This is a genomic window from Camelimonas sp. ID_303_24 (assembly GCF_053543495.1).
Genome location: NZ_JBLLJM010000058.1, coordinates 625 through 1,082, shown reverse-complemented (window position 1 = coordinate 1,082; position 458 = coordinate 625). Strand labels below are relative to the sequence as shown.

Here is a 458-nt window from a genome sequence, read left to right as displayed (position 1 = left end):
CATCGTCTCCAGGGCCGCCGCTTTGTGTTTGTGGGCGTTCTCCGCCGCTGGGCTCAGAACCTGAGCTGCGCCTTTGCGGACAGGCGGTTGTCGTGGAAGCCGCCGCCGCTGATGTCGGCCTGGTAGGCGACCTGGGCGGTGACGGCGTCGTTGAGGCGGAAGCCGAGGCCAGCGCCCAGGGTGCCATAGGTGCGGACATTGGCCGGGCCGGCGAGGCGGAACGGCAGGTCCGGGGCGATGGCATAATAAGCGTTGGCGTTGTCGATGCGGTCGCCGACGCGCTGGGTGATGCTGGCTTTCAGGCTGGGCGTGAACACGCCGCCGGCGAGCGGCAGGTCGAAGGCCAGTTCGAAGCCGGCGGAGAGGCGGGCGTCGGTGAACTGGCGGGCGGCCAGGGCGATGGCCAGCGCGCCGGCGCCACGCTCGGTGTAGCCGTTGATGTTCATCTGGGCGATGTC

Annotated in this window: 1 protein-coding gene; it reads right to left on the bottom strand. The window is 69.7% G+C overall.

From position 1 onward, the window contains the following. Positions 1-53 precede the first annotated feature (53 nt). Positions 54-458 (bottom strand): autotransporter domain-containing protein (locus tag ACERNI_RS17945; RefSeq protein ID WP_448834591.1); only part of this gene is annotated, 405 nt, incomplete at its 5' end.